This window comes from unidentified bacterial endosymbiont (assembly GCF_918320885.1).
Lineage (GTDB): Bacteria > Pseudomonadota > Gammaproteobacteria > Enterobacterales.
In genome coordinates this window covers 1643264-1661850 of sequence record NZ_OU907312.1, presented here as the reverse complement: position 1 = coordinate 1661850, position 18587 = coordinate 1643264, and the positions used below count along the sequence as shown (strand labels likewise).

The window sequence follows — 18587 nt, the reverse complement described above, 5'->3', positions numbered from 1 at the left end:
AGAGCACGCCTGGTCCACTTTTGATGGTTTTATCCATGCCATTGCTTATGCCCCGAGCGAGCAATTAGAGGGTAATTATCTAGAAGCGGTGAATCGGGAGGGTTTCCGCATCGCTCATGATATCAGCGCTTATAGCTTTGCTGCGTTAGCCAAAGGCTGTCATCAGTTGTTAACACCACAGGCTGCGTTATTGACGCTCTCCTACTTAGGCGCGGAACGGGCAATCCCCCACTATAACGTGATGGGCTTAGCCAAAGCCTCTTTAGAGGCCAATGTGCGCTATCTCGCCAGCGCACTGGGGTCCCGAGGGGTCCGGGTGAATGGTATTTCAGCCGGACCAGTGCGTACTCTGGCGGCTTCTGGCATTAAAGATTTCAAAAAAATGTTGGCTTACTTTGAAGCCGTGGCACCGATTGGTCGTACCGTAACCTTGGAGGATATCGGCAATACAGCGGCTTTCCTCTGCTCTGATCTTGCAGCCGGGATCACCGGTGAAATTGTACATGTCGATGGTGGATTTAGTACTACTGCAATGAATCGACACGATTTAGAGTGATCACCACAGCTCAGGATCAACAACATGTTTCAGGATAATCCCCTGCTGGCTCAGCTTAAACAGCAGATGCAACAAGAGATACCCCGGATACAAGGCATTGTTAAAAGTCATGGCAAGGGGTTTGGTTTTATTGAGGTAGAGGGTGATAAAAGCTACTTCGTCCCGCCCCCTGCCATGAAGCGGGTGCTGCATGGTGATCACGTCACCGCCCGCTTGCGGACTGAAAAGGGACAAACGACTGCCGAGCCGGAGCAGCTTATCGAGACTGCTTTGACCCGTTTTGTTGGCCGTGTTAGTCAACCAATGGCCCAGTGGTCGGTGATACCAGACCACCCGCTATTGAATCGAGCTATAGCGTGTCATGTCAGCAGTCATTTGACGCTACCCGTGGAACCGGGTGATTGGGTCAGTGCGACGTTGCAGCAACATCCTTTAAAAGGAGACAAGGGGTTTCACGCGGAAATTAACGAATGGATTGCTCACAGCGACGATAATTTTGCGCCTTGGTGGGTTTCACTGGCGCGTTATCAACTGCCTCGAGAGGCACCCAGCGGGGTAGAACACTACTGTCTTGATGAGACAGCGCCACGTGATGATTTGACCGATCTCCCTTTTATCACGATCGATAACGAGCAGACGCAAGATATGGATGATGCGCTGGCGGTACGGGTGGGTGCTGCGGGGCAGTGGACACTGTGTATCGCTATTGCTGATCCTTCAGCCTATATAGCGCCGGAGAGTGCACTGGATCGCACGGCGTATCAACGAGGGTTTACGCACTATTTGCCTGGATTGGATATCCCGATGCTACCCCGTGAGTTGGCAGAGGATCGCTGTGCCTTGCGCGCTGGAGAGCGTCGTCCAGCTTTGGTTTGTCAAGTGGTGATTGAGCCAGATGGGTCGTTGGGGGCTGGTGCCGCTTTTTCGATGGCTTGGATCTGTTCGCAGGCTAAATTAAGCTATGAACAGGTCTCTGATTGGTTAGAAAACCAGGGCTCCTGGCAGCCACCAAACCCGACGATTGCTGAGCAGATCCGTCTACTACAGCAAGTGGCTGAAGCGCGCAGCGCCTGGCGTCAACAGCATGCGACGATTTTCAAAGATCGTCCTGAGCATCGCTTTGTGCTGGATGAGCAGGGCAGCGTATTAGACATTGTTCTAGAGCGCCGTCGTACGGCACATCGCTTGGTTGAGGAGGCGATGATTGCTGCCAATCTGTGTGCTGCCGCCCTGCTGCGCGATCAGCTGGGTTATGGGATCTTTAATGTCCATGCCGGATTAGAGCGATCACAGATTGAGCAGGTGGTGGCACTCCTAAAAGCCAATGAGGCCCCCTTTAGTGCTGAGCAGCTATTAACGCTGGCGGGCTTTTGTGAGCTCCGCCGCCATCTTGATGCACAACCGACCCCCTATCTAGCGGGCTGCTTGCGTCGTTACCAAGCACTGAGCCAGTTTAGTTGCCAACCGGCGGCCCATTTTGGAATGGGGTGCGAGATCTATGCCACCTGGACCTCGCCAATCCGTAAATATGGTGATCTAGTCAATCATCGTTTGTTAAAAGCGGTGATCACCCAGCAACCTCCCGCCATACGGCCCGATGCAGCACTGGCCTTACATCTCAATGAGCGTCGTCGACAGCAGCGTTTAGCCGAGCGGCAGATCAGTGATTGGCTCTATGCCCGTTTTTTACAACAGACGATGGAACAGGGCGCTCATCAGGAAGCGGAGATTATTGATGTCACCCGCGGCGGTTTGCGAGTCCGCTTGCTGGAGAGTGGTGCTGTGATCTTTCTTCCAAGCGCCTCGCTGCATCCTGTTCGGGCAGAGCTACAGTGCTGCCGTGAGAAGGCCAGTGTGACGATTAAAGGGGAGATGGCCTACCGTTTAGGGGATAAAATGACCATCCTGTTGCGTGAGGTGTTGCTAGAAACGCGGCAGGTTGTGGCCAGTCCAGCGGCCTAGCCACGCCAGGAGCGTAGTCTGCTGTTAAAATTGATGCTTCAGTAAGCGGGGATAGAACACACCTATGAAACAACCTGTTACAGCGCCGAACTCTAGCCATACGCCTCACGATCAGAGCGTTCCGGTGGTCTCCATACTCGAAGGCCAGCACGCGATCGGTGCTGGCGTGACGGTTCGTGGTTGGCTGCGGACCCGACGTGATTCCAAGGCTGGTTTCTCCTTTTTAGCCCTCTATGATGGCTCCTGTTTTCAATCCTTACAGATCTTAGTGGATCAAACACTGCCTAACTATCAAGCGGAACTGTTGCGTTTAACCACCGGTTGTTCCCTATCGATTAGCGGTGTTGTGACCGCTTCGCCAGGTCAGGGGCAGTCGGTAGAGTTGCGGGCTGCTGTGGTGACGGTGACTGGCTGGGTGGAAGCGCCAGAGCACTATCCGCTCGCTGCCAAACGCCATTCGATGGAGCATTTGCGCGAAATTGCTCATTTGCGGCCACGCACCAATGTCATCGGGGCCGTCGCCCGGGTACGGCACACCTTAGCTCAGGCGATCCACCGTTTTTTCGATCACCACGGGTTTTTTTGGGTCTCTACCCCCATCATTACAACGGCGGACTGTGAAGGGGGTGGGGAGCTATTTCGGGTCTCTACCCTGGATCTACAACAGTTACCGCGCACGGCAGACCATCGGGTTGATTTCAGTCAGGACTTTTTTGGTCAAGAGGCGTTTTTAACGGTGTCTGGCCAGCTCAATGCGGAGAGTTATGCCTGCGCGCTCTCTAAAGTCTATACCTTTGGACCGACGTTTCGTGCTGAGAACTCTAATACCAGCCGCCATTTAGCGGAATTTTGGATGGTAGAGCCGGAGGTCGCTTTTGCTGATTTAACCACCATCGCCGATCTAGCGGAGGCGTTGCTGAAGTTTGTCGTGACTGAAGTATTGAAGCAGCGGGAGGCCGAGATTGACTTTTTTACCCAATGGCTGGATGCAACGGTGCGGTCACGCCTGGAACAGCTGATCGACGCCTCCTTTATACAGTTGGACTATCGGGAAGCCATCGCCATTTTGCAGCAGTGTGGTCAACCTTTCGAGCATCCGGTCGCTTGGGGGAGTGATTTGGCGGCAGAGCATGAGCGTTATCTGGCGGAGCAACACTGCAAGGCACCGGTGATTGTTAAAAACTATCCCAAGGCTATTAAAGCCTTTTATATGCGGCTTAATAGCGATGGCGAGACGGTGGCGGCGATGGATGTGCTGGCCCCCGGAATCGGGGAAATTATTGGGGGCTCACAACGTGAAGAGCGTTTAGGAGCGCTTGATCAGCGCCTAGCGGCACTAGCGCTCGATCCAAGTGATTATGGTTGGTACCGTGATTTACGCCGTTATGGAACGGTGCCCCATGCCGGGTTTGGGTTAGGATTTGAACGGTTGTTACTGTACGTCACCGGTCTCCAAAATGTGCGAGATGTCATCCCCTTCCCGCGAACGCCACGTCATGCAAAATTTTAAGGGATCATAGCTGCTGGCTGAGTGGCTAGCTATTGATTGAATTCTTTAGAAAAAGTTCCCTTCAATGGCTTGATTGAAACATTAAGTTACAATTTAATAGGGCTTGGACGGGGAACACAACCTTAAAAAAGTAGAACAGGCTGGCAAAAAGTGAAATACTCGCTGGCAAGCAAGCAGTCTGTATCATTGCTGATAATGCCGGTTATGACCCAGGCATACACTTAACAGTCGCCAAAACAGTGAGGAATTCATGATAAAACGCACTATGCCAGTCGCACTCTCAGCACTGCTGGTCACGATGACGAGCGTTCATGCACACACGTTGTATGAGGAAGGGAATAAAAAATTAGAGCTCACCGGTAAGGTGTTGTTAGAGCGCCATTTTTCCAAAGATAAAGCAGCAGATGGCGACCAAAGTGCTCTGCGGCTTGGCCTGAAGGGCGAAGCACCGCTTGACGAGAAAGACCCGGCTATCAAACTATTTGCTCAGCTAGAGTTGGGTAAAGGGCTGACCGCCGATCCCATCGCTGTTCGTACGGCAGTGGTTGGCGTCAAGGGTGATGAGATAGGAACGCTCTCTTATGGTCGCACTTTGGGTGTCATGAATGACGTCACAGCATTCACTAGTGAGCTACCGGTTGCTTGCTCAGAGGCCTTGGGTAACGACGCCGATCGCTTCGGAACGGGTCGTGCGACTGGTTTATTGCAATATCGTACCCCGAAGGTTCAGGGGGTGCAGTTGGCTTTACAGTACCTGGCTAAAAACGGTTCCGAAGATAGCAAAGAGCCACTCAAGCATAAAGATAAAAAATTACAGAAAAGCAACGGTGATGGCTATGGCCTGGCGTTGACTCACGAGATTGGCCATGGGGTCACCTGGGGGATGGCTTTTAATAACGAAGCCAAAAGCCGCCAGCAGAAAGATCAGTTCTTCAATGATAAAAGGGCCACTATGCTTGCCCTAGGTGCTAAATATGACAGCGAACGCTTCTATGTAGGGGGCACCTATGCCGAGACACGCAACCAACTGTTCTTTACCGACAAAGATCTAGATCGCAAATTCGGGGTAGATCAACAGCCTGAAAAAGGGATCTATGCGAATAAAACGCAGGGATTTGAAATCGTTGCCCAATATAAGCTACCTAATGGTTTGAAGCCCACGGTTGGTTATTTACAGAGCACTGCGACTCTGAAAGACGACCGGTATGAAACCAAAGAAAAGAATGTGCAATTTATTGATGTTGGCGCTGTCTATGAGTTGAGTAAACAGTTCTCTGTTTCAGCGGATTATAAAATTAACCTGCTGAAACAAAAGAAAGCTGAAAAACTCGGGGCCAGTGCGGAGAACATTCTGGGTGTTGGGTTAACTTACACCTTCTGATAGCGCCCAGTTGGTGTCCCATCAGCCGATAGGTTGTTTGGGCGATTTAAGCTAGTCAGTACAGACGGCAAAGCCCTGCTTTGCCGTTTTTTATTGGTGTCTGATCTTGCCATGAATAGCCTAACCGTTTTAGAGGGCCATAACGCCGTATTCATCATACGGCTGTCCTGATAGCCTACCGCTCTTTTCTGAGCAGCCAATCCGCCCCCCTACTAACCGTAGGAAGCACTGCTTCAGCAGAAGATCTGTCGCAATCACAATTTTAGTGGAGCAGCTCCGTTCAGGATCGTGAACAGATAATCCTGAACTGGGTTGACTAGGAAGCAACGTGATCCAGCAGAACCAGGGTTGTCTGGCGAGCAATTAATGAAAGCAGCGTTTATTCTAAACAATCAACACCGTGTCATTCAAGCGTCTGGCCAATGGCGCGAGATCTCGAGCATTCCCGTGGAAACAGCGGCTCTCTCGTTTTTTAACCAGAGTCTTAGCAACCCGGTCCCTCAGGTTGGGGTCAATTTCTGGCAGTGTTGAATCAATAGCAGCACTCAGCCACCCTGTGCCTTAAAAGGCTTGGTAGTGATGGAAGTCTGTCACCGCCCCATCAATCCGGGCGGTAACAGACCTTGAAAGCCGCGCATCATCTTACCGATGCCGCCACTGCGCATCTTTTTCATCATCTGCTGCATCTCTTCAAACTGCTTCAACAGTTGATTGACCGCTTGCACCTGGACACCGGCACCCTGCGCCACGCGCCGTTTGCGGGAACCCTTCATCACAACTTGGAGTTGGCGCTCTTGACGGGTCATCGAGTTGATAATCGCTTCCATTCTGGTGAACAGTTTATCATCCAGTTGAGACTTCAGGTGATCGGGGAGTTGATGGGCACCCGGGAGTTTATTCAGCACGCCCATCATCCCCCCCATCTTCTTCATCTGCTGTAGCTGATCCCGAAAATCTTCAAAATCAAAGCGCGTGCCCTGTTTAAACTTATTGACCAACTGCTCTTTTTTCTTAGCATCGGTTTTCTCTTCCAGCTCCTCAATCAGCGACAGCACATCCCCCATCCCCAGAATGCGGCTAGCCAGTCGCTCTGGATGAAAGGGCTCTAAGGCATCACTTTTTTCACCCACGCCTAAAAATTTAAGAGGTTTACCGGTCACTTGACGAACTGACAGCGCTGCCCCACCGCGGGTGTCACCATCGGCTTTAGTTAAGATAATACCGGTCAGGGGCAGCTGGCTATCAAAGGCTTTGGCCATCGTGACCGCATCTTGGCCCACTGTGGCATCGACCACAAAGAGTGTTTCTATGGGATTGAGTACTTGGTGGATCTGTTGCATTTCCCGCATCATCTTGTCGTCAATATGCAGCCGGCCAGCCGTGTCAACGATCAGGATCTCATAGAATTTCACGCGGGCTTGCTGGTGGGCGGCACGAGCAATGTCAACCGGATCAGCTAAGTCACTGGAAAAAAAATCAACGCCGATGGCTTGGGCAAGCAGCTGTAGTTGTTGTTTTGCAGCCGGACGATAGACATCAGTTGACGCCACTAAGATCTTACGTTTTTTTGATTTCTGTAGGAATTGACCCAATTTTGCCACAGTTGTCGTTTTACCAGCACCCTGCAATCCCACCATCAGCAGCACGGCTGGGGGTTCGGTTTGCAGCTGCAGCGGCTGATGGTGACTACCCATGAGTGTGGTTAATTCTCGCTGCACAATTTTGATGAAGGCTTGACCCGGGGTTAGGCTTTGATGAATCGCTTCACCCAGTGCAGATTGTTGCACCTGATGGATAAAAGCGTTCACGACCGGGAGTGCCACATCCGCCTCTAGTAATGCCCGGCGTACTTCCCGCAAACTCTCTTGAATATTATCTTCGGTCAGGCGTCCACGGCCACTCAGAGTCCGGAGGGCACTGGAGAGACGTTCGGTTAGGTTATCAAACATGCGTTTTCGATCCACACTCAGTGTTAAGGGGGATAAGTGTATGGGCCCCAGGGTGGCCCGATAGAGGGCTCATTATAACGGGATTGCGATCGAATAGGCAGGAGAGAGTTGGCGCTACCGGCATCACGGGTTATGATGCAGGAGCAGCTAGGCCGATGCCTGCTTTTGCTGCCTATTTAAGGGTGTTAGCGAATCAATTTTTATTGGAGTTCTGGGTTTTTGACCCTATCTAAAGGGGTAACACACTGCATTCATTTAACAGGAATACGTGACTTGCAAGCTATTTCAACGACTATGCTCATCGTCATCTTGATCATCATGCTGGTGCTGTCTGCCTACTTCTCCGCTTCAGAGACCAGCATCATGACCCTCAATCGTTACCGATTACGTCATCTGGCCAAGCAGGGCCACCGCGCCGCCCGTCGCGCTGAGCAGTTGCTACAGTACCCCGATCAATTTATCAGTTTGGTACTGATTGGTAATAATTTAGTGAATATTGGCGCCTCCGCGTTGGCAACCATGCTCGGCCTACGGTTATATGGCAACACCGGGGCGCTGATGGCGACGATTTTTTTAACCTTGTTTATCCTCATTTTTGCAGAAATAGCACCTAAAACTGTGGCGGCACTGCATCCAGAACGGATTGCTTTCCCCAGCACCTGGTTACTGCGCCCCTTACTAAAAATCATGCTGCCGTTAGTCAATTTATTAAATATGCTCACCAGAGCGCTCATCGCTTTATTGGGACTCCGTTCTGATCAACCACCACCCAGTGCGCTCAGTCAAGAGGAGTTACGAACACTCTTCAATGAAGCCAATCCATTGATTCCTCGCCGCTACCAGCAGATGCTACTCTCGATCCTAGATCTAGAGACCATGAGTGTAGAAGATGTGATGATTCCTCGTAGTGAAATCGTGGGTATCGATATTAATGATGATTGGAAATCTATCCTACGCCAAGTGCTCCATTGCCCCTACAGCCGCCTGCTACTGTATCGGGGAAATCTAGACAACGTCGTCGGCCTGCTGCGGGTGCGTGAAGCCTACCGGTTAATGCTAGAAAAAAATGAAATTAATAAAGAGAGGCTATTGCGAGCGGCCGATGAGATCTATTTTATTCCTGAAGGAACGTCGTTGAATGTTCAATTAATGAAATTTCAGCGCAATAAAGAACATACCGGGGTAGTGGTGGATGAGTATGGGGATATCAAAGGATTGCTGACCGTACAAGCTATCTTAGAGGAGATCGTGGGGGATTTTACCACCTCTATTGCCCCCTCCTTAGAGGAAGAGATGGTGCCGCAAGCAGATGGTTCGGTGCTGGTGGCGGGTGCTACGAATATTCGTGATCTCAATAAGGTGTTAGCGCAGTCATTGCCGTTAACCGGCCCTAGGACCCTGAATGGCTTATTATTGGAGTACTTGGAAACCATTCCGCCCGTGGGAACCCGTTTTATTGCTTTGGGTTATGAGTTTGAGATTGTAGCGGTTAAAGATAATCGGATTAACCAGGTGAAACTGTGGCTGATGCAGGCGCCAGCTCAGCGCGGATAAGGTCGAGGGGCTTTAGAGTGCGAGCTGTTGTGCGAGGTACTGCTCAAAGTTCAGCGATTCGCACTGCTCTAAGGCCCTCAGCTCGGCGAAAGATCGTTGCTGTTCTTCGACTAATTCCTGCTCGGTCAAGCACTGCAGTGGTTGACTCATCAGGGTGTCACGATAGCCTTGCGCTAAGGTTAAACCGAGCGCCCGTAGGTCCCCGTTGCCCTGTTTGATCAGGGCGAGCAGTTGAGCAGAGAGGGTCAGGGAGGGATCACGCATGGCAGGGGCCAGCTGTTGACAGACCCTCTGGTAGGGCTTATCTGGGTCTGCTTGATCAAACAGCGGTGCTATCGCTTGTAGCTCAGCCAACAGTGCCTGACCCACTTCAGCCAGCGGTCGCTGTTGGCCACTATTCACGGTAATGAATTGGCCAGGTTGCCGGCCAGCGATACAGATGCGCTGCCAATTATTCTGACACTGGGTGAACTCCTGAGGCGTCATGAGTTTTGGATCAGCCAGGGCGCACCACACTAGGAATAGATCAAGAAAGCGGAGTTGAGTAGCGTCAACACCTATCGGTGAAAAGGGATTTAAATCAAGAGCGCGTACTTCCAGGTAATCGACGCCGCGCCGCCGCAGCGCTTTTAACGGTCGCTCTCCAGGTCGTTGTATTGCTTTGGGTCGAATCGGGCAATAAAACTCATTTTCAAGTTGTAGCACACGACTGTTCAGCTGTTGATAAGTACCCGATCGCTTCACCCCAAGTTGGGCAAACTCAGGGGAGGGTGTCTGCAAGAGCTGCTGTACCCCTTGAAGGTAATCTTCTAGCTGGTTGAGTGAGGGTTGAAAGGGGAGCAGGCGGTTGTTATAGCCAATATCACTGAGTCGCAATGAGGTGGCATAGGGCAATCCCCAAATCTCCGAGGATAGCGCTTCAAAGGGTAAAGTGGTTTGACAGCTGCGTAGAAAACTAACCGTGATCACAGGAGAAGCCCCAAACAAATAGGGGATGATCCAGCCAAAACGATAGTAGTTGCGAATCAGGCGGAAATAACCTGTTGAAGGGCAGGATTGGCTGTAGGGGCTTGATGCTGCTGTCTGATGGGCCAGCCAAAAGGCTGGCGGGAACGAGACATTGTAGTGGATCCCGGCGATACACTGCATGATAGCGCCATAGCGCTGTTGTAGCCCTTGACGGTATAGGGTTTTAAAGCGCCCGAGCTGTGAGCTGCCGTAATGGGCTAGGGCAATGTGCGGCGCTTGCTCTGGCAGATCAGGCATGCTGAGTGGCCAGAGGGACTCACCTTTGAGGTGTCGCAAGGCATGGCCATGTAGATCCTGGAGGAATTGTAACAGGGTTGTGAGGTCGGTTTTAACTGGGGTGGTCAATTCTAACATCGCTTCAGCAAAATCAGTGGTCATCCAGCGATGGGTTAAAGCAGCCCCTAAGGTATTAGGATGTGGTGTTGGTGCTAAACAGCCTTGCTGGTTAATACGCAGGGCTTCGCGTTCAAGGCCACGCTGCAGGTTTTGTAGGAGATCTGAATGAGCTGCTAGCCAAGCGATATCAATGGCTCTAGGTGTGATCAACCGGGTAACGCCATTGCTATAAATAGATAAGCCGCGGCAGCACGGCCACGACGCCTTAACCATCGTTACCTAGCAATCCGTGCCTATAACAGAGTTGATGTGAATATGGTGCATCCGAGAGGATTCGAACCTCTGACCGCCCGGTTCGTAGCCGGGTACTCTATCCAGCTGAGCTACGGATGCAAAACCATCGGATCAATGGTCTCAAGGACTACTTTGGCGATGAGGGAGGGATTCGAACCCTCGATAGAGGTTTTGACTCTATACTCCCTTAGCAGGGGAGCGCCTTCAGCCACTCGGCCACCTCACCCAATCACCGTGGCGGCCATATTACTTGGTTGCCAGGATAAGTCAAACGCTTTTTGAGTTTCAGGCAATGTCACAGATTTAGTCATGACACGATAGATAAAGTCCCACCAGTAAAAACAGGTGATAAGCTGCGAAAGCGCTCACAAATGGACTATTGCAATGCTGATCAACGCTACCAATTTGCAGGGCAGCGTATTGTCAAGCGGCCTAACAGCGATCACCTGCTGGTGTTCATCACAGCGTGCGGCGCTTCCAGTGAAGCCAAATCAATCAGCGCATCTAACCAGTTATAACTCATAAGCCTCATTGAACAGTTCAGGGGTTGATTGTAATTTTTCCGCCTGAATACGTTGGTAAATCTCTTCACGATGCACTGAAACCTCTTTGGGGGCATTTACACCAATACGTACTTGGTTTCCTTTCACGCCGAGGACAGTCACAGTGACTTGGTCGCCAATCATTAAGGTTTCACCAACTCGACGAGTTAGGATCAACATTTTTTGCTCCTTGAAAATAAACTAAACATTCAGTTTAAAAACTTGTGGTTATCCTATTATCTCTGCTCTGAGGACATCACAAAGCAGAGCGCGCATTATCGTTTTAAAAAACTGCTATTCTATACATTGCTCGTAAGAATTCTTCAACTTCAAAATTGGGCGGCGTGACCGAGGCTATTCACCAGCAGAGTCAGTGTTGAGTGGCTACAGTTGAGTCGTCACCCAAGCGGTAGCTGCAGCGAGCGCTGTAGCTACCGCGCTAACGTCGCTTCCGGCACCTTGTGCCAACTCGGGACGCCCGCCCCCTTTACCGCTGACTCGCAGAACTACTTCATCCATGAGCTCAGTTGCCGTGATCCGAGGTGTCAAGTTAGGAGTAACACCAGCGATGAAATGGACCCTCCCTTTCACTACGGTTGCTAACAGAATGATCGCGGTACCCAGCCGTTGTTTCAACTCATCAACGATAACTTTTAAGGTTTTAACTTCACTGTTTTTTATCAAACTAACTATGATATTAACATCTTTTATGATATTAGCACTGTTTATGAGCTGATTAATCGATTGTAATGCTAAATTTTCTTGTAATTGCTCTACTCGCTTGCTCAGCTGCTGCTGATTGTGCAGCAGTGCCTGCACTTTATTGACCAACTGCTGCCCACTACGCGCTTTCACCAAGGCAGAGAGCTGCAGCAGATGCTGCTGTTGCTGTTGCCATTGTTGCAGCGCTGTGGCACCAGTGAGTGCCTCAATGCGTCGCACACCGGCGGCCACGCCCGATTCAGAGAGAAGATGGAATAACCCAATATCTCCAGTTCGCCTAGCATGAGTACCTCCACAGAGCTCTTTGGAAAAATTTCCCATGGTTAAAAGACGTACCTGATCACCATATTTTTCCTCAAAAAAAGCTAAAGCCCCCTGCGCTTTTGCCTCTGCTAACGACATCGTCTCCGTTTGAATCAGGTGGTTTTGGCGAATCTGGTCATTCACCAACTGTTCTACTTGCACCCGTTGCTCTAGGCATAAGGGTTCGCTCCCTGAAAAGTCAAGACGTAAGTACTCGGCAGTCACTAAGGAGCCCTTTTGCATGACCTGATCACCCAGCAGTTGGCGTAAAGCCGCATGCAGCAAATGGGTGGCTGAGTGATTGAGAGCAGTGGCCTGACGTTTGACACTATCGACCTGAGCATCGATTATATCACCAATCGATAACTGGCCACTCAGTAAACAGCCGCTATGTCCTATAGCCACGCCGTAACGCTGGGTATCACGCACCTCAAACCGCTTATCAGGCGCTGTCAACTGCCCGTGATCACCAATTTGCCCTCCTGCAGTAGCATAGAACGGGGTCTGTTTTAAAAAGACAATCGCTGTTTCTCCGGCATGAATCCGTTCGACTCGCTCTCCTTGACACCATAACCCCACCACTTCAGATCTGATCTCTAAGGCTTCATAACCGCAAAACAGAGAGGGGGGCTCCACCTGGATGATCGGTTGATGATCAACCGTAAACTGGCTTGAGCCCTTCGCCCGTTGTCGTTGAGCCGCCATCGCCTGATCAAAACCAACCTGATCAACCACCACATTGTGTTCTCGACAGATCTCAATGGTCAAGTCTAATGGTAAACCATAGGTGTCATAGAGCTCAAAAGCCGCCTCCCCACTGAAGGTATTCCCAGTCAGCAGGGCTAGTTGCTCAGCGAGCAGTGCGGAAGCGTGCTGTAAAGTTTGTGTGAATTGCTGCTCTTCTGATTTTAAACGTTGAGCTATCACCGTTCGCTGTTGGGCGACCTCCACGGCTACATCACCCATGATGGTTATTAAAGGATCAAGCAGTTGATAAAAGAAGGGGGCTGGTGCTCCCAATTTTTGGCCGTAACGGATCGCTCGGCGAATAATCCGTCGTAAAACGTAACCACGGCCTTCATTGCTAGGTGTCACACCATCAGCCATTAAAAAAGCTGAGGCTCGGAGGTGGTCGGCAATAATACGCACTGCCGGCTGTTGTTGATCCTGAATCTGGATCACGGCGGCGATTTCACGCTGCAGTGCCTGAAAAATATCGGTATCATAATTAGAACAAACCCCTTGCAGGACCGCTGCCAGACGTTCCAGTCCCAGTCCTGTATCAACACAGGGCGTGGGCAAGGGTTGTAAAGTCCCCGCTTGTTGACGGTTAAACTGCATGAAAACCAAGTTCCAGATTTCAACAAAACGATCACCGTCAGCGGTTAAACTGCCCGGAGGGCCACCCGCAATGTCGGCACCATGATCATAAAATATTTCAGTACAGGGCCCGCAGGGACCGGTCTCACCCATCTGCCAGAAATTGTCGGAAGCATAGGGAGCTCCTTGATTATCACCGATACGGATGATACGTGCCGTAGGCACGCCGATGTCATCAGCCCAAATAGCGTAGGACTCCTCATCACTGTCATACACGGTAATCCACAACTGCTCTTTAGGCAGTCCAAACCAGCGGTCACTCGTCAACAACTCCCAAGCAAAGCTGATAGCCTCTCGTTTAAAGTAATCACCAAAGCTAAAGTTGCCTAACATTTCGAAAAAAGTATGATGACGCGCTGTATGTCCCACCTGTTCTAGATCATTATGTTTGCCGCCGGCACGTAGACAGCGTTGTACCGTGACCGCACAACCGTAGGGGCTCTTAGCTAAACCAAGAAAAAATTCTTTAAACTGATTCATGCCAGCATTGGTAAATAGCAGGCTGGGATCATGGGGGGGCACAAGCGTGCTGCTGGCAACCAGGGTGTGTCGTTTTTGCTGGAAAAAATCCAGAAAAGTTTGGCGAATGTCAGCGGTACTTCTTTTTTTCATAGCAAAACAATCTCGAATAACAGAGATCACAGCTTACTGTGATCTCCACGCGTTACACAATTGAAAGCTTATCGCTTCAACCACTTACAGGCTATCGACCAACGGCTCTATCCTAGCCATTGCTGGGATAGAGTCTGGTTCACGCTGATAGTCATTGAGTAATAGGTCGCGTAACTGACGCTCTAAGGTGTTGGCAACTTCCACTTGCTCCATTAAGAATTTCATGGAATTAGCTTTACCTTGTCCAATTTTATTGTGGTTATAGCTGTACCAAGCGCCGCTCTTCTCAACTAATTTGTATTTGACCCCTAGATCGATGAGTTCACCCTCTTTGGAGATCCCGCCGCCGTAGAGAATTTGAAACTCCGCTTGACGGAAAGGGGGCGCTACCTTGTTTTTAACCACTTTGACGCGGGTTTCGTTACCAGTAACCTCTTCACCCTCTTTAACCGCTCCAATACGGCGGATATCTAAACGGACCGAAGCATAGAATTTCAGGGCGTTTCCACCAGTAGTGGTTTCTGGACTGCCAAACATCACACCAATTTTCATGCGGATTTGGTTGATAAAAATCACCAGGCAGTTCGCATTTTTGATATTAGCGGTTAACTTACGCAAGGCTTGCGACATTAAACGGGCTTGTAAACCAACGTGGGAATCTCCCATTTCGCCTTCAATTTCTGCTTTTGGGGTTAATGCGGCTACCGAGTCAATAATGATGACATCCACCGCATTGGAGCGTACCAGCGCGTCACAGATCTCGAGAGCTTGCTCTCCGGTGTCAGGTTGAGAGATTAACAGGTCATTAACATTAACGCCTAGTTTCGTCGCATAGATGGGATCTAACGCATGTTCCGCGTCGATAAAAGCGCAGGTTTTGCCTGTTTTTTGCGCTTGTGCTATGACAGAGAGCGTTAACGTCGTTTTTCCTGAGGACTCTGGACCAAAAATTTCAATAATACGTCCGGTCGGTAATCCACCAATACCCAGCGCAATATCCAAACCCAGTGATCCGGTCGAGACAGCCTCTATATCCAGTATTTTGCTATCGCCCAACCGCATGACAGCCCCCTTGCCAAACTGCTTTTCAATTTGACTTAATGCCGCTGCAAGCGCTTTCTGTTTGTTGTCATCCATTCTTTGAAACTCCGCTGATCTCAAGGCAACAAGTTTTTAAAATAAGGAGTGGTTATAGAGCAGGCACTCCCAGTGTTCGCAGTTTATTGCATAGCAGTAACAGCGCATAACCGGTGGCTTGCTGGCGCACCGCAGCCCGATCGCCGAAAAACTGATGGCATAGCGAGAGAACGGGGGCATTATCCATTGCCCAAGCGAAGCAGACAAGTCCTACCGGCTTCTGCTCGCTTCCCCCTTCGGGTCCTGCGATGCCCGTGACCGCTATGGCCACCTCTGCGCCGGCAACCCGTTGAGCCCCTTGTGCCATCTCTTGGGCGACGGCGTTACTCACTGCACCGGCAGTCGTGAGCGTGGCTACCTGGACTCCTAACAACTGCTGCTTGGCCGCGTTACTATAGGTGACAAAGCCATGGGAAAAGTAAGCAGAACTGCCGGGAGTCGCTGTGATGGCTGCTGCGATGTGGCCACCAGTGCAAGATTCTGCACAAGTGATGTGCCAGCGACGCGCTAACAGCAGCCGCCCCAGTTGGCGGCTGAGTTCATGGAGTGTATCAGCAGGCATCCCTTTAGACTCCTCCCCTCTGGGAGCAAAAAGTTCACTGAGTCATTGTAACAGTTTGCACGCTGATTGAATCGTTAACACTGTGTGACGGATCGCAAAAAACATTTTGTATCGGCAGGGAGTCTCATCAGAACTATTTTAGAGGGGATCCAACCCCGTTTACCGGTTGAGCTAAGATAATCATCGTAGATTAGGGGATCAGGCGGGGTTAGGTAAACCAGCGCCGCTCTCTCTCTGGCTCGTTTGTTCGTTCAAGATGATAGCCATGAACAGGACCACCGAAAAGCTGTAGAAAGTGGTTTGACAACTCATTAAAAATAGGGCATCAAACAAACAGAAAATAGCATGCCCGCCTACAATAATTAACCCGGAAGCTGCGGCAAAGGCTGTAGTAGATGATGAGGATTGGTAGTTTTTATAAAAAAATAGCGCAGGAGCGATCAACAGGAGTAAAGTTGAAAGCAGCCCTGAAAAACCCATTTCAGCCGCCGCATTTAAATATTCATTATGGGCATGTCTAAAACCTAGTAGAAATTTAGAAACAGTAGTTTGGTAGCCGCCTGATTCTAGTAATTTGGTATAGTTCCCTCGGCCAATGCCGGTCATAGGATTATCGAAGAAGGCGCTAGTGGCCACCTTCCACATTTGAAATCGTGCCCCCAGTGAAGTGTCTTTATTGACAGAATACGTGGTAATATCTTGAAATCCTTCATTAATTCTTTTGAAAATCCTGGTCTGCATTAAAATAGAGATGATTATTAATCCGATAAAAAAAATAGTACTAATGGATTTTATCATGCTCCATTTTTTTTTATAAAATAATACCAATATTATGAGAAATGGTAGTGCTGCAAAGGCCGCTCGAGAGCCAGAGTAGACGGCTGCTACCATCCCAGCAATAAAACCAATGGCTTTTAAAATAACCAATAGAGCGTGTAGTGGTTTAGAGATTTTTTCTGGTAAAGGTAAGATCAGGGAGATAAACCCTAAGGTGATGGCAAACGATCCAAACTCAATAGGATTAATAAAACAGTTACTGCCTCTCTCTAGATTGACATCAAAAGCATAGGTCATATCATGGGTGCTCAGCCACCCCCAGCAGGCCATTCCTAAAGCTCCTAGGATACAACCATAGCAGCTGACGGATAGTTTACGATAGTCTAGCGGTATGAATAAAAATAGTAATAGTAGGCCATTTGCGATAAACCTTAAAGCAGCATCTAGTTGCTTGATAGTCACTGAAGGGAAGCAGAGTACTTGTAAGCCAATCACTGACGGCAGCAATGAAAACACGATCAATAGTTGAAGAGCTGTTTTATTCAAGTCCCACGGTAAGCGTTTTTTAAAACGACTCACCTGCTGACTAATACTCAAAATCAGTAAGCAGATCAACAGGATATTCGCGCTATGCTGGATATTAAAAGCAAGGCTAAAAAATAGAAAAACAGAGAGAAACACACCGTTTTCGAGTGTGAACCATGGCAGTCGTTTAGAGGAGCAATCGCTTTTATTCATAGGAGTGATGGCTAACCCGCTTTTTAAAAAAGTGGAGGATCTCTTCGAGGTGAGCTTGAATATCAACCGAGTAGTGAATGCACGCTGATGGGTGCTGAATCGTTAAAGGCGTCTGGAGGGCGGTAGCAATGGCTGAGATGATCTCCTCAAGCCGATCGGCCTTAAAAGTGATCCGGGCTTTTTCGGAGAGTACCGGATTACAGCCACAAACCTCGGAGAGTAATACCGGCGTTCCACAGAGGATTGATTCCACCGCCACTAAGCCAAAAGGCTCGTAAACCGAGGCTAAGATCGTATAGTCACAGGCCGCATACAGGGCTGACATATCAGAACAATACCCTAAAGCAATCAGGTTACTTTGGGTGATTCGTGGCCGCTTGCCGGCCACGAGCAACACTGCTTCCTGTTCAAAGTGTGAAAAAGCTTTTAGGAGATTATCGAGCCCTTTTCTTTTATGACCTGAGGAGGGGAACAGGAAAATTCGTTTATTACCTACCTCAATATTCAGCTGTTTAAAAAAGCGCTGCTTGGCCGCGGGATCTTTTTTTAGAAAGAAATTTTTTTGGTCCACTGGGGGATATAAAGTAATTATTTTATCGGCTGCAATGCCATACAGTGTCATTAATTCTTGACGCATCTCAGCGGAGTGAGCCACCACAATAGTCGCGCGCTGATAGGCTTGCTTTTCATAAAAAATCTCTAAGCGATCCATCAGAGTCAGCGTTTTTTGAGTGGCTTGAAGATAGCCTTTGTGCGTGCCTCCACAGATCATAATATCAGGACAGAATACTTTGCTACAGGTAAATAGAATAACCTCTGGATTGTTTTTTTTGTACCACCAACAGTAAATAGAGAACAGCAGAGTCTGTAGTTTGGCAGGTAACCAGCGCAGACCGAGTGAACGGATAGTCATCGCTTTCTGCAGTGTCGTCGTAGGAGGGTAACATTTAGTTAACAGGGTCGCTAGCTGGCCATTCGTTGCCAATTGATAAGCGATATCCATGGCATAACGCTCCATGCCTCCCCGGTGATCAGAACGATGCGTAATGACCGCAATTTTTTTTGTCATAGTTGGGATAAAGGTTCATTCATAGTAGAGATCAGAGACCTAGAGTGACTCCGGTCAGTATACAATGAGTCATGGCTACTAACCAATAGAGGTGATATTTCAGAAGCGTGGCGCTGATTCACCGGTGTGCTGCTGGCCTCATCACCGTCGATAGCACGCCAATACTACCAACG

General features: G+C 49.6%; 14 protein-coding genes and 2 tRNA genes. 6 read left to right on the top strand and 10 right to left on the bottom strand.

Annotated features, from left to right (window positions below):
* From NL324_RS08240 to NL324_RS08220, 5 genes are all read left to right on the top strand, one after another.
* Window positions 1-556: SDR family oxidoreductase (locus tag NL324_RS08240; protein WP_253307075.1), on the top strand; the 556-nt coding region annotated here is incomplete at its 5' end.
* A gap of 24 nt (window positions 557-580) precedes the next feature.
* Entirely contained in the window at window positions 581-2518 is a 1938-nt protein-coding gene (locus tag NL324_RS08235) for an exoribonuclease II (RefSeq protein WP_253305816.1), read from the top strand.
* A 64-nt stretch (window positions 2519-2582) separates the two neighbouring features.
* Window positions 2583-4028, top strand: coding sequence for an asparagine--tRNA ligase (gene asnS / locus NL324_RS08230; RefSeq protein WP_253305815.1), 1446 nt, complete (start codon window positions 2583-2585; stop codon window positions 4026-4028).
* Between the two features lie 250 nt (window positions 4029-4278).
* Window positions 4279-5409: a porin gene (locus tag NL324_RS08225; RefSeq protein ID WP_253305814.1), complete on the top strand. Its 1131-nt coding sequence runs from the start codon at window positions 4279-4281 to the stop codon at window positions 5407-5409.
* A gap of 312 nt (window positions 5410-5721) precedes the next feature.
* Window positions 5722-5940: a hypothetical protein gene (locus NL324_RS08220; protein WP_253305813.1), complete on the top strand. Its 219-nt coding sequence runs from the start codon at window positions 5722-5724 to the stop codon at window positions 5938-5940.
* Window positions 5941-5999: 59 nt separating this feature from the next.
* Here the strand turns inward: NL324_RS08220 and ffh are convergent, their stop codons facing one another.
* Window positions 6000-7358, bottom strand: coding sequence for a signal recognition particle protein (ffh, locus tag NL324_RS08215; protein WP_253305812.1), 1359 nt, complete (start codon window positions 7356-7358; stop codon window positions 6000-6002).
* 273 nt (window positions 7359-7631) lie between these two features.
* Here ffh and NL324_RS08210 point away from each other — a divergent pair, with 273 nt between their 5' ends.
* Complete coding sequence (locus NL324_RS08210; RefSeq protein WP_253307076.1) at window positions 7632-8912, top strand: HlyC/CorC family transporter; 1281 nt, start codon at window positions 7632-7634, stop codon at window positions 8910-8912.
* Window positions 8913-8924: 12 nt separating this feature from the next.
* On the opposite strand, the gene gshA is transcribed toward NL324_RS08210, so the two are convergent.
* The 9 genes from gshA to NL324_RS08165 form a co-directional block, all read right to left on the bottom strand.
* Complete coding sequence (gshA, locus tag NL324_RS08205) at window positions 8925-10550, bottom strand: glutamate--cysteine ligase (protein ID WP_253305811.1); 1626 nt, start codon at window positions 10548-10550, stop codon at window positions 8925-8927.
* A 43-nt stretch (window positions 10551-10593) separates the two neighbouring features.
* Window positions 10594-10670 (bottom strand) — tRNA-Arg (locus NL324_RS08200).
* A 34-nt stretch (window positions 10671-10704) separates the two neighbouring features.
* Window positions 10705-10797: transfer RNA gene (locus NL324_RS08195), tRNA-Ser, on the bottom strand.
* A 286-nt stretch (window positions 10798-11083) separates the two neighbouring features.
* Complete coding sequence (gene csrA / locus NL324_RS08190; protein WP_253305810.1) at window positions 11084-11293, bottom strand: carbon storage regulator CsrA; 210 nt, start codon at window positions 11291-11293, stop codon at window positions 11084-11086.
* Window positions 11294-11497: 204 nt separating this feature from the next.
* Window positions 11498-14131, bottom strand: a complete 2634-nt coding sequence (alaS, locus tag NL324_RS08185) for an alanine--tRNA ligase (protein ID WP_253305809.1) — start codon at window positions 14129-14131, stop codon at window positions 11498-11500.
* Window positions 14132-14215: 84 nt separating this feature from the next.
* Window positions 14216-15268 carry a recombinase RecA gene (recA, locus tag NL324_RS08180; RefSeq protein WP_253307074.1) on the bottom strand — a complete coding sequence of 351 codons (1053 nt, stop codon included), beginning with the start codon at window positions 15266-15268 and terminating at the stop codon, window positions 14216-14218.
* 52 nt (window positions 15269-15320) lie between these two features.
* A complete protein-coding gene (locus NL324_RS08175) occupies window positions 15321-15830 on the bottom strand; it encodes a CinA family protein (RefSeq protein WP_253307073.1) in 510 nt (169 codons plus the stop codon).
* Between the two features lie 198 nt (window positions 15831-16028).
* Window positions 16029-16904 carry an O-antigen ligase family protein gene (locus NL324_RS08170; protein WP_253307072.1) on the bottom strand — a complete coding sequence of 292 codons (876 nt, stop codon included), beginning with the start codon at window positions 16902-16904 and terminating at the stop codon, window positions 16029-16031.
* A 433-nt stretch (window positions 16905-17337) separates the two neighbouring features.
* On the bottom strand, window positions 17338-18414 hold the full coding sequence (locus NL324_RS08165) for a glycosyltransferase family 4 protein (protein WP_253307071.1): 1077 nt from the start codon (window positions 18412-18414) through the stop codon (window positions 17338-17340).
* Between the last annotated feature and the right edge of the window lie 173 nt (window positions 18415-18587).